Origin of the sequence: Curtobacterium sp. MCSS17_011 (assembly GCF_003224275.1) — a bacterium.
Lineage (GTDB): Bacteria > Actinomycetota > Actinomycetes > Actinomycetales > Microbacteriaceae > Curtobacterium.
This window is the reverse complement of the sequence record NZ_QKLE01000021.1, coordinates 17685-28692: the sequence shown is the minus strand read 5'-3', so window position 1 is coordinate 28692 and position 11008 is coordinate 17685. Positions and strand designations below refer to the sequence as shown.

General features: G+C 72.3%; 12 protein-coding genes. 4 read left to right on the top strand and 8 right to left on the bottom strand.

Going from position 1 to position 11008, the window contains the following annotated elements; genetic code table 11:
• The first annotated feature begins 189 nt into the window (after positions 1-189).
• Positions 190-678, top strand: a complete 489-nt coding sequence (locus tag DEJ17_RS13280) for a peroxiredoxin (protein WP_017886715.1) — start codon at positions 190-192, stop codon at positions 676-678.
• Between the two features lie 56 nt (positions 679-734).
• Positions 735-1661: an alpha/beta fold hydrolase gene (locus tag DEJ17_RS13275; RefSeq protein WP_181421189.1), complete on the top strand. Its 927-nt coding sequence runs from the start codon at positions 735-737 to the stop codon at positions 1659-1661.
• 16 nt (positions 1662-1677) lie between these two features.
• Here the strand turns inward: DEJ17_RS13275 and DEJ17_RS13270 are convergent, their stop codons facing one another.
• The 5 genes from DEJ17_RS13270 to DEJ17_RS13250 all read right to left on the bottom strand — a co-directional run bounded on the left by DEJ17_RS13270 (position 1678) and on the right by DEJ17_RS13250 (position 6123).
• Positions 1678-3264 carry an alpha/beta fold hydrolase gene (locus DEJ17_RS13270; RefSeq protein WP_110894602.1) on the bottom strand — a complete coding sequence of 529 codons (1587 nt, stop codon included), beginning with the start codon at positions 3262-3264 and terminating at the stop codon, positions 1678-1680.
• Positions 3261-4208 carry an amino acid--[acyl-carrier-protein] ligase gene (locus DEJ17_RS13265; protein WP_110894600.1) on the bottom strand — a complete coding sequence of 316 codons (948 nt, stop codon included), beginning with the start codon at positions 4206-4208 and terminating at the stop codon, positions 3261-3263. The genes DEJ17_RS13270 and DEJ17_RS13265 overlap by 4 nt, the downstream gene beginning before the upstream one ends.
• Positions 4205-5380, bottom strand: a complete 1176-nt coding sequence (locus tag DEJ17_RS13260) for an acyl-CoA dehydrogenase family protein (RefSeq protein WP_110894598.1) — start codon at positions 5378-5380, stop codon at positions 4205-4207. The genes DEJ17_RS13265 and DEJ17_RS13260 overlap by 4 nt, the downstream gene beginning before the upstream one ends.
• A complete protein-coding gene (locus DEJ17_RS13255) occupies positions 5377-5664 on the bottom strand; it encodes an acyl carrier protein (RefSeq protein WP_110894596.1) in 288 nt (95 codons plus the stop codon). The genes DEJ17_RS13260 and DEJ17_RS13255 overlap by 4 nt, the downstream gene beginning before the upstream one ends.
• Positions 5665-5745: 81 nt before the next feature.
• The gene (locus tag DEJ17_RS13250; protein ID WP_181421187.1) at positions 5746-6123 is read right to left on the bottom strand and encodes a holo-ACP synthase; all 378 of its coding nucleotides are present in this window, start codon (positions 6121-6123) and stop codon (positions 5746-5748) included.
• 104 nt (positions 6124-6227) lie between these two features.
• Here DEJ17_RS13250 and DEJ17_RS13245 point away from each other — a divergent pair, with 104 nt between their 5' ends.
• A complete protein-coding gene (locus tag DEJ17_RS13245) occupies positions 6228-7265 on the top strand; it encodes a hypothetical protein (protein ID WP_110894594.1) in 1038 nt (345 codons plus the stop codon).
• Complete coding sequence (locus DEJ17_RS13240) at positions 7262-8836, top strand: phenylacetate--CoA ligase family protein (RefSeq protein ID WP_258366813.1); 1575 nt, start codon at positions 7262-7264, stop codon at positions 8834-8836. Before DEJ17_RS13245 ends, DEJ17_RS13240 begins: the two co-directional genes overlap by 4 nt.
• Positions 8837-8854: 18 nt before the next feature.
• Here the strand turns inward: DEJ17_RS13240 and DEJ17_RS13235 are convergent, their stop codons facing one another.
• From DEJ17_RS13235 to DEJ17_RS13225, 3 genes are read right to left on the bottom strand one after another with little or no spacing between them, the layout of a single operon-like run.
• Entirely contained in the window at positions 8855-9406 is a 552-nt protein-coding gene (locus DEJ17_RS13235) for a hypothetical protein (RefSeq protein ID WP_146239722.1), read from the bottom strand.
• Positions 9403-10383 carry an aldo/keto reductase gene (locus tag DEJ17_RS13230; protein WP_110894590.1) on the bottom strand — a complete coding sequence of 327 codons (981 nt, stop codon included), beginning with the start codon at positions 10381-10383 and terminating at the stop codon, positions 9403-9405. The genes DEJ17_RS13235 and DEJ17_RS13230 overlap by 4 nt, the downstream gene beginning before the upstream one ends.
• A 50-nt stretch (positions 10384-10433) precedes the next feature.
• Positions 10434-10967: a hypothetical protein gene (locus DEJ17_RS13225; protein WP_110894588.1), complete on the bottom strand. Its 534-nt coding sequence runs from the start codon at positions 10965-10967 to the stop codon at positions 10434-10436.
• Between the last annotated feature and the right edge of the window lie 41 nt (positions 10968-11008).

Sequence of the window (11008 nt, the reverse complement as noted above, 5' to 3'; positions counted from 1 at the left end):
GTCGCGACCGGCTGGGGCCCCGTCCACTCTAGGCCCCAGGACCGACGCTGATGCTGATGGTGACGTGCAGGTGGACGGGTGCTTGCATTCGCGTGTCGTCGGCGTAGCATGGCCGATCGTGCACACGCGATCTGCGGAGCACGGACCCGACGGGCACACCCCACGCCCGAGGAAGAAGCACACGTAGCGATGGCACTGGAGATCGGCTCACTCGCGCCGGACTTCGAGCTCCCGAACCAGTTCGGTGAGCACGTCCGACTCAGCGACTTCCGCGGCAACCGCCCGGTCGCACTCGTCTTCTTCCCGCTCGCGTTCTCCTCCGGGTGCACGAACGAGCTCTGCACCCTGCAGGACAACATCACGATGTTCCAGGACCAGCGCATCGAGCTGCTCGGCATCTCCGTCGACTCGAAGGCGACACTGCGTTCGTTCGCCGAGACGAACGGTTACGACTTCGAGTTGCTCGCCGACTTCTGGCCGCACGGCGCGGTCTCGAAGGAGTACGGCGTGTTCCTCGAGCACAAGGGCTTCGCCACCCGCGCGACCTTCGTCATCGACGTGCAGGGCCGCATCAAGGCCTCGATCATCACCGAGCCCGGCCTGCAGCGCGACGTGGCCGAGTACAAGGCGGCCCTCGACCGGCTCGCCGCCTGCTCGGCACCCGTCCCCGTCGGCTAGCGTTCCGAATCCCTCCTGACGGACGCGTCCGCGTCGACGGTCGGACAGGAGGCCCGGTGCACGCCATCGACACCGACCCGCGTGGTCGCGGGGTCGCCCTCGACGGCTACGCCCCGTACCCGGTGCGCGTCACGCCCGGCGCCTGGGGGCTGACCCGTACGGTCGTGGAGGCCCCGACCGGGCCCATCGTGGTGCACCACCGCTTCGGCCCGGACCCGCTCCTGCTGCTGCACGGCGTCGCGGGCTCCTGGTCGACGTGGACGCCGCTGCTGCACGCCGCGGACGGGATCGGGGACCGCGGGCTGGTGCTCGTCGACCTGCCCGGCTGGGGGTCCTCGCCAGCTCCGGACGGTCCGCTCGGGCTCGACGCCGTCACGGGTGCCGTGTCGGCGGTCCTCGGTGCGCTGGGCCTCGGCGCGGTCGACGTGGTCGGGCACTCCATGGGCGCGTTCGTCGGGTTGCACCTGGCCGTGGTGGCGCCCGAGCGGGTTCGGTCGCTCGCCCTGGTGTCCGGCACCACGGTCGCGACCGCCGGTGCGGCTCGGCACCCGGTGCGGGCGCTCGGCACCCTGCCGGCGTTCACCCTGCTGCGTGCGGGCCTGACGGTGACCGGTGGCGCCGCTCGTCCGTTGCTCCGGTGGATCGCGCGGATCGGCCTGTTGCCGCTCGTCGCGGCGCCGGTGTTCACGCACGTGCGACGTCTGGACCCGAGCGTGCTCGAGGCCTTCGTCGAGGAGCTCCGGCCGGAGCAGTTCACCGAGGCGGCACGGGCGGCGGCGGCGTACGACGTCGACCGGTGGCGTGCCGTCACCTGTCCGGTCACCGCGATCGCCGGCCGCGACGACGTGTTCGCCCGTGTCTCGGACCTGGACGCCCTGCGGGAGATCGTGCCGCAGACCCGGACGGTGCTCATCGACGACTGCGGCCACTTCGCCCACGTCGAGCGTCCCGACGCCGTCGCGCGGGAGCTCGGCCTCCGTTGACCCCGGGCGGGCCGCGTCAGGTGTGGACGGGGAACGTCGCCGCGACGCGGGAGCGGACCTCGGCGACGACGGCCTCGCGCATCGCCGGGGAGAACAGCGCGTGGTCGCCGTCCTCGACGCGGACGACGGACACCGAGCCGCGACGGTCGTCGCCGGGCCAACGCCGGAGGGCCTTCTGCCCACCGAGCCGGTCGAACAGGGCTGCGTCCTCGGGAGCGACGATCACGACGACGTCGGTGCCGTGCTCGACGAGCGGGCGGACGTGGCCGACCACCCCGCCCATCCGGTCGCGACGGGCGATCCGGTCGCGGACGGCCTTCGGCACGAACCGGTTGTACCGCTCGCGCACCCACATCCGGGCGGGCGACGGGGCGTCGATCGCCCGGACGCCGTCCGCGTACGAGCCGGGCTCGGCCGGGACGCGACGGTAGTCGTTCGGGCTGATCTCGACGACCAGGCGCGGGGCCTCCTCGACGGCGCGGCCCGCGACCCAGGCGCCGGCGCACATGCCGACGAGCACGAGCCGGTCCGAGGGCGTGGCGAGAGCGGTGACGACGGCGGACTGGTCCTCCACCCACTCCTGCGCGAACAGGAAGCTCCGCTCGTCCTCGTGCACGCCGGTGCTCTCGCCGGTGGCACGACGGTCGACGCGGACGACGCGGGCGCCGTCGCGGGCGAGGGCGCGGGCGAGTTCGACCTGGTAGTCCGTGGCGCCGACCCGGTGCTCGGCGGCGCCGTTGTGCAGCACCACCAGGGGGGCGTCGTGGTGCTGGGCGGACGAGACGGTCTCGATCCCGAAGAGGCCCTGATCGCCGAGGTGGAGGACGCGCTCCGACACGCGGCCGTCGACGTCGAGGACCTCGTCGAGGACGGGCGCGAGGACGGGCGCCCCCGACTCGGGAGCCCACCTGTCGAGCCAGGCGACGACGGTGTCCACGGCGGCCCCGGGGATGCGGGCGTGGATGCTCGTGCCGTCGAGGAGTTCGGCGCTGCCGGTGACCTCGGCCACGTCGACGCCACCGAGCGACTTCGGCGGCCGGGCACCCGGGCGGACGAGCGCGACGGTCGGCCCGGTTCGCGGGACGAAGGCGAGGTCCGAGAGCGCGGCGGCCTCGTCGGGCGCGACGTCGAACCCGATCAGGCTCTCGACGCCGTCGACCACGCGGTCGGCGCCGATCGTGATGTTCGCGAGGGCTCGCTGCCGACGGAGCCACCCCTTGCCCGTTGCCGGTGCGTCCCAGACGACGAGGCCGTCGGTGTCCGCGGCCGCGTTCGCCGCGACGAGGGCGGCCGAGGCGAGCCCGACGAAGGCGATGTGCCGCACCCCCGTCGTGCGGAGCACGGCGGCGGCGTGGCGCGCGGACCGGACCTGCGCGTCCGGCGTGGCGTCGGGGGCGCCGTCACCACGTCCGGACGGGTCGTAGCGCACCGAGGCGATGCCACGGGCCTCCAGGCGGTCGGCCAGCAGACGGAGCGTGCGGTACGCGATGACGCCCTCCTGCCCGATCGGCGGGCAGATGACGACGCCCGCGCGCGCGGCGGCGGGGAGCTGGACCGCGGCGCGGAGGGCCGGCGCGCCGGACCAGCCGTGCAGGGTGGTCACAGTGCCAGGGCCGCACGGGCCGACGCCGGCCAGGCGTCGAGGTCCGTGCCGTGGGCGGCGAACAGGGCGATGGTGATGCGCTCGAGGCCGAACGCGATGCAGGCGCTGTGCGCGACCTGTCCGTCCTCGGTGCGGAGGCCGAACGAGGTGCCGAAGTGGTCCTCGTGCAGGTTCGCGGAGCTGATCGCGGTGGCCTCGTGGTCGGGGCCGTAGACCTTCGTCACGAACTCGAACTTGAGCGCCTGCTCGACCTGGTTGCGGGCGAGCATCTGCCCGACGCGGCCGAAGAAGGGGTCGTTCGCGGGGACGACGTCGATCTCGAGCCCGAACGACTCGAGCAGGGCGCGCATGACCGGGATGCTGCCGTCCCGGTGGGCCGCTGCGGACGCAGGGGTGCCGACGTGCACGAACTCGTGCATGTGGAAGGCCTGCAGGCGCATCGGGTCCAGCGAGGGCTCGCGGCGGAAGGAATCGCCGAGCACGTCGAAGAACCGGCCCTGCTGCGGCACGGTGTCGCCGATCAGGCCGTAGACCGGGTGGCAGACCGCCGGGGTGAGCATCAGGTCGGCCGGCTCGAGGAACCCCTCCCAGCGCTCACCGCGCTCGCGGGCGGCGAGAAGGGCGCGGTGGGTGCGGTCATCGCCGGTGAACCCGGAGATCGACGCGGCGAGGTCCGGGAACGACGCGATGTAGTCGGTGCGCTCGAAGGACGCGAGCGGCTCGACCGGCGGGAAGCGCAGCACCTCGGCGCGGAGGTGCCGCTGGCTGCGGACCGCGGCGGCGTCGACCGCGGCGTACACGCGCTCGAAGACCCCGGTGCGGCCGTAGAGTCCGGGCGTGCCGAGGTCGAGGAGCACGCCGTCGGTGAGCAGGCGGGCGCGGAGGGCGGCGCGGGCGTCGTCGAGCGCAGTGGCGCTGGCGGTGGCGGTGTCCGTGGTGGTCACAGGATCACTCCCGTCATGATGGCCAGGTCGGCGTCGTTCTTGAGGAGACGGTCGTTGCTCACCATGACGGCGGCACCGTGGGCGTCTCGGAGGTGTCGGGCGATGCTCATCGGACCCGAGGCCGCGTAGCCCGCGATCCCGACGATGCGCAGCGCCTTCGTGACGATGTCGGTGACGCGCTCGGACGCACCGATCTTCAGGGCGTTCGCTGCGAGGGCGTACGCGCTCGAGGCCAGCACGTCCGGATCGTCGGCCGCGGCGTCGAACCGTTCGGCGGCGTGGCGCACCGAGTCGGCGAGGGCCTGCAGGTCGACCAGCAGTTCGGCGAGCCGGAGGGCACCGGGCGGGGTCGTGCCGACGGCGCTGCGAGCCTGCTTGCGGACGGCGCTGCGGGCACGTTCGGCGGACGAGACCGCGATGCCGAGCCAGACCGAGGCCCAGAGCACGTGCGACACCGGCAGGACGGTCTGGGCGGAGATCGTGGCGTAGTCGTCGCGGAACACCCGATCGGTCGTCGTCTCGGTGTCGAGGATCCACCCGTTGCTGCACGTGCCGCGGAGCCCCATGGTGTCCCAGGTGGACGTCTGCGACAGCACCATCGCGTCGGTACGGCAGATGAGCAGCCGCTGGTCCGACGCCGGGGCGTCCGGGTCGCGGCGGGCGGTGACGAACACCGCGTCGGCCTCGGTGGCGTAGGAGATCACCGGCGCGTCCTTGCGCAGGCGGATCCGGCCGTCGTCGGTCGGCTCGATGGAGCAGGTGGAGCGCCGGGCGTCGCCGCCGACACCGCGTTCGGTGGTGGCCGAGGCGACGAGCGCTCCGCCCCGGACGGCCTCGATGGTCTCGAGCACGCCGGCACCGTCGCCGCCGTGCCGCCAGAGCGCCATGACCTGGCCCTGGTGCATCGCGAACACCATGCCGGTCGCGGCACAGGCACGCCCGAGCTCGGTCGCGATCGCGGAGAGCTCGGACACGGAGGCACCCTCGCCACCGTGCTCGGTCGGGACCGCTGCCGCGAGCAAACCGTACTCCCGCATCGCGGCGATGGCCTCGCGCGGGGGTCGGGCGTCGCGGTCGACCTCGTCGGCGAACTGTGCGGCGACCTCGGCCACCGCGCTCGCACGCTCGGCGAAGCGGTCGACGACGGACGGTGCGGGCAGGGCGAGGGTCACGAGGCGAGCTCCGCCGCGGCGACGATCGACTCGACGCTCGCGAAGGTGGATCGGTTGAGCACGGAGTCGGGGAACTCCACGTCGAGCTCCGACTCCACCGCGAGCATCACGTTGACGGTGGCGTGCGAGGTCAGGCCGAGGGCGTACAGGTCGGCGATCGACGCGACGTCCCAGGCGTCGACCGTCAGCCGGCCGTGGTCGGCGAGGGCACGACGGACGGCCCGGTCGGTGGCCGGGTCGGCGATCGTCGCGGTGGTGCTGGAGGGGTTCGGGTCCTGTTCCATGACGGCAACCATAAAGAGGAACAGCCCTCGGGAAACCGCCGTGCGGGTGCGGGAAACCGCACCCCTGTCCGGAGCCCGGGGTCAGCGCTCCGACAGCGCGACCGCCGTCGCCACCGCGAGCCCCCCTTCGTGTGCCAACGAGACCGCGATGGGGCCGCACCCGATCGACTCGGCCAGGGCTGCGGCGGCTCCGGAGAGCTCGACCCTCGGGGCACCGCTCGCGTCGAGCACGATGCCGACGTCCCGCAGGGGGATCGCCTGGTCGGGCGTCGGCCGGAGCAGCTTCACGACGGCTTCCTTGCCCGCGAACCGCGCTGCGAGGCGCTCCGGGTCGTCGCCGGTGTCGGTGCGCTCCCGCAGGGTGAACACCCGGTCCAGGTACCGCTCGCCGTGGGCCGCGACGGCGTCGACGACGTCCTCGACCGCGGCGAGGTCGGTGCCGGTCCGGATGGTGGTCACGAGGAGCAGGCTACGCACGAGTCGTCCACAGTGCATGCCCGGACCGGCATGGGGGACGCAGAAGGGTTCGTATGATCGTCGCCAGGGACCACCGAGGGGGAACGATGGCATCACCGTGGACGGGCATCATCGAGGACGCGCGGCACTACCCGTCGCCGCACAACTCGCAACCGATCGTCGTGCGTGTCGAGGACGACCCCACCGCGACCGTGTTCTACGACCTGCGACGGGGGTTGCCGGCGGAGTCGTTCGGCATCCCGTTCGGGCACGTCTGCGCCGGGGTGTTCCTGGCCGGGCTCGACGTGGTGGCACGGGCGCACGGGTTCACCGTGCAGGAACGGCTCGACCACGCCGAGATGGACTTCGGTCGGCTCAGCGCTGATGGGGACGACCACCTGCACCGGCTGGGCACGGTGACGTTGCGTCCGCACGTGGTCACCGCGGACGACCGGGAGGCCCTGGCCGGCTTCCTCGCACGGCGCACCTCGCGCAGGCCCTACGACGCGACGCTCGTCGACACCGCCGCGATCGAGGCCGCGTCCGCCATCGCGTCGGCAGCCGGGCAGCGCTTCCGGACCACCGACGACCGGGCCACCGTCGACGAGATCGTGCGCGTCAACCAGGAGACCCTGTTCGACGACCTGCAGCACGACGCCGTGCACCACGAGATCCTGCACTGGCTGCGGTTCTCGAAGCGACAGGCTGCGGCCACCGGCGACGGGCTGTCCGCCGAGACGATGCTCATGCCCGGCCCGGTGCTCCGGTTCGCCATGGAGCACCGCGGACTCTGGCAGGCACCGGGCATCGGCCGGGTCTTCCGCACGGTGTACCTGTCCACCATGCGGGGCGTCCGACAGCTCGCCTGGCTCGAGGGACCGTTCAGCACCCCGGCCGAGTACGTCGAGGCCGGACGGGTGTTCATGCGCATCTGGCTGGAGTTCTCCGCACGCGGCATCGCCGTGCACCCCTTCGGGACCGTGATCACCAACCCGCGGTCACACGCCGCGTTCGTGGAACGCGCGGGTGTCGACGAGTCCGACGGGCGGATGGCCTGGATGCTGTTCCGCTTCGGACACAGCGACCCGCCACCCCTGGCACACCGCCGACCCGCAGCCGCCATGACGGTCGGGGGTGCCCGGTGAAGCGCGCAGCGGTGTTCTCGGTGGTGTGGGTGGTCGAGACCTTCGTCGCACTGTTCATGCCCCGCGTCGGCACCCACAAGCTCCTGCTCACACCGGGCATCGAGCCGCTCCGCTGGACCCTCGGACGCTGGCGCGCCTGGCGGACCGCGGAACGGGCTGCGAAGCGGGTCCCCGCGTACCGGGCGTTCCTGGCGGAGTCCGGACGGGCCTCCAGGCTCGACACCCGTGGCGGGATCGCTGCGGCGATCTCGGCACTGCCCGAGATGGACAAGGACTCCTACGTCAAGCGCTGGAGCATCCCCGAGCGCTGCATCGACGGACGCCTGCCCCGACGCGGAGTCGTCGTCGACGAGTCCAGCGGATCGAGCGGCACCCCGACCAGCTGGGTACGCGGCCCCGACGAACGCCAGGCCACCCGACAGCTGCTGCAACTCGGGTTCTCCCGCACCGCGAAGGACCTGTCGAAGCAGCCCTTCGTGCTCAACGCCTTCTCGCTCGGGGCATGGGCCACCGGGATGAACGTGACCGCCTCGCTCACCGAGTCGTCCATGATCAAGTCGATCGGCCCGGACCGCGACAAGATCGTGCAGACGATGCGCGAGTTCGGCACCGACTTCACCTACATCATCTGCAGCTACCCACCGTTCCTGAAGGCCCTGTTCGAGGACGACCGGCTCGACTGGAGCCAGTACACGATCGTCGCCGCGTTCGGGGGCGAGGGCATCAGCGAGAACATGCGCGCCCACATCGAGCAGTACGCGCAGGCCGTGCTCGGCTCCTACGGGGCGAGCGACCTCGAGATCAACCTCGGCATCGAGACACCGTTCAGCGTGCAGCTGCGCCGGGCGATCGCCGCGTCACCGGAACTCTCCGCCGCCCTGACCAAGCAGGGCGAGTACGGGGTGCTGCCGATGGTGTTCCAGTTCAACCCGTTCGGCTACCTGATCGAGACGAACGACCTCGGCGAACTCGTCGTGACCATCGCCCGCTCCGAGAACATCAGCCCCCGCATCCGCTACAACATCCACGACCGCGGACACGTGGTGCGGATGAAGGAGCTGCGGTCCGTGCTGCGGGCGACCGGACACGCGGCGCTCGCCGCCGAGGCCGAGCTCGACCTGCCGCTGCTGTTCCACTACGGCCGGTCCGACCTGTCCGTCGACTACAACGGGGCCGTCGTCGCACCCGACGTGGTGCGGGACGTCGTGTACGGCGATCCTGCGCTGCTCGAGGCCGTCGAGAACCACCGGCTGATCAGCTACGAGGACGACCACGGTGACCGGCAGCTGCACATCGCGTTCCAGCTCGCTTCGGGTGCTGGTGGGTTCGACGCCGATGCCGCTCGCGGCGCCGTGATCGCCGAGCTGCGCCGGCTGAACAAGGACTTCTCGAACGCCATCCGGACCGCGCCGCCCGGCACGCTGCCGACAGTCGCGTTCTACCCGTACCGGACGGGGCCGTTCCGCGACGACGGCAAGAAGCTCAAGAACGAGTACGTGTGGCAGCTGCCGGCCGGGTCGGTCGCGCAGTGGGACCTCGACCTGTCGTGGGTCGCGGCGAAGGAGGCCTGAGCCGAGCCGGTTCCGGCGCTAGTCGTACTGCGGCGGCCAGTCGAAGGGCGCCGGCAGGTGCGGGACCTCGCCGACGGTCGTGACGACGAGGACGATCTTGCGCAGGTCCGTCAGCTCGATCGAGCGCGGGTTGCCGATCCTCCGGTGCCCGTCGACCCACACCGTCAGTTCGCCGCGCAGGCCACCGACGTGCTCCGGACCGAGCGAGACGCCCCACTCGTCGAAGAACTGGCCCAGCGTGAATTTCTGCTCCGTCGGGGACTCGACGTGCACGATGCCCGACGTGTCGTGCGTGTGGATCTCGGCGGCGAACTTCCGGCTGTCCGAGTGCCCGACGTTCGCCGGGACGGTCACCGGTTCGTCGCCGTCCAGGATCGTCAGGTGCGTGTGCACGTGCTCGGCCAGCCGTTCACCCCAGACGTTCCGGAGCCCTGCGGACTCGGCGCGGGCCGTCAGATCGGTCGGCCGTGGCCAGGGCGGAGCGTCGCGGGCGGTGGCCGGTCCGGATGCGGCGCACCCGGACAGCAGCAGGAGTGCGGCCACCGCGACCGCGACGCTCCGGCGTCTCACCAGCGGTCGTGGACGCTCGCGCGGAACCACGTGTCGTACAGGTCGTGCACGGTGGCGTCCAGCCCCTCGATCGGCGGCAGGTCGCCGGCGGCGGCGTTCGAGCGCGCCTGCTCCGGGTTGCGCGCGCCGGGGATCGCCGCGGTGACGCCGTCCTGCGCGATGATCCACGCGAGCGCCGCCTGCGGGACCGAGACGGCGTCCGGCAGGGACGCCGCGAAGGTCTGCGCGGCACGCACGCCGTCGTCGTAGTCGACGCCGCTGAAGGTCTCGCCCTGGTCGAAGGCCTCACCGTGGCGGTTGTAGTTGCGGTGGTCGCCCTCGGCGAACGACGTGTCGGTCGTGTACTTGCCGGAGAGCAGCCCCGAGGCCAACGGGACGCGCGCCAGGATGCCGACCCCTGCCTCCAGGGCGGCCGGCAGCACGCGGTCGAGCGGCTTGAGCCGGAACGCGTTGAGGATGATCTGGACGCTCGCGACGCCGGGGCGGGCGATCGCGGTGAGCGCCTGGTCCGCGGTCTCGACGCTGACGCCGTAGGCGGCGATCGAACCGTCGGCGACCAGCGCGTCGAGGGCGTCGTAGACGGCGTCGTCCTCGTAGACCGGGGTCGGCGGGCAGTGCAGCTGCACGAGGTCGAGGGTGTCCTGCCCGAGGTTCTTCCGCGAGCGGTCCACCCACTCGCGGAAGTTCGCGGCGACGTAGTTCTCGGGGACCTGGTCGGCTCGACGGCCCATCTTCGTGGTGATCGTCAGCGGCACGTCGGGGTTCGCGGCCCGCCACGCGCCGATGAGCTGTTCGCTCCGGCCGTCACCGTAGACGTCCGCGGTGTCGAACAGGGTGACGCCCGACTCGACGGAGGCGTCCATCACGGCGTTCGCGTCGGCTTCGGAGACGGGGCCCCAGTCACCGCCGGACTGCCAGGTGCCGAGACCGATGGGGGAGACGGAGCGGCCGGTGCGGCCGAGGGTGCGACTCTGCATGGGTCCGAGCGTAGTCAGACGCGCGCGGGCGGGGTTCAGCCGAGCGGGGTTCAGCCGATCGTGGAGACGCTGCGGCGCAGGAGCGCACGCGCAGCCCGGGCTCGCGGGATGACCCAGACGGCCGCCCACAGGGCCATCGCACTCCACAGCAGGATGAGCGTCGTCGTGATGAGCGTGCCGTGCTGGTCGCGCATGGACCAGGTCATCGCGATCCACAGCACGCCGAGGACGACCTTGCCCCAGCCGGCTCCCTCCCGGTCGGCCTGGGCCTGCACGAGCGGGATCCACTGGTCGGCCGGCACACCGCCGGGCACCTGGCCGTCGGCGATCCACTCGCGCACGACGATCGACCGTTCGTAGCCGCCCTCGGCGCGCCAGGCGCGGCGCTGCAGGACGACGGCGATCGCGGCACCGGCCACCGCGGTCGGGATGCCGACCGAGACCAGGACGGCGGTGGTCGCCTCGGTCCACGAGGACAGGACCAGCATGACCAGGACGACGGCGAAGGCCGCGCCCGTCACACCCGCACCGAGCAGGCGGAGCCGCCCGGCTTCGTCGAGGACACCGACTCCGACACCGTTCACGGGGGAGAGCGTACCTGTGGTGCTCGGGGGCCGGGTGCGTT

Bases quoted from the DNA above. Each gene is read 5' to 3' on its own strand.
- DEJ17_RS13280 (WP_017886715.1), top strand. From the start codon at position 190: ATGGCACTGGAGATCGGCTCACTCGCGCCGGACTTCGAGCTCCCGAAC.
- DEJ17_RS13255 (WP_110894596.1), bottom strand. From the start codon at position 5,664: ATGGAACAGGACCCGAACCCCTCCAGCACCACCGCGACGATCGCCGAC.
- DEJ17_RS13245 (WP_110894594.1), top strand. From the start codon at position 6,228: ATGGCATCACCGTGGACGGGCATCATCGAGGACGCGCGGCACTACCCG.
- DEJ17_RS13230 (WP_110894590.1), bottom strand. From the start codon at position 10,383: ATGCAGAGTCGCACCCTCGGCCGCACCGGCCGCTCCGTCTCCCCCATC.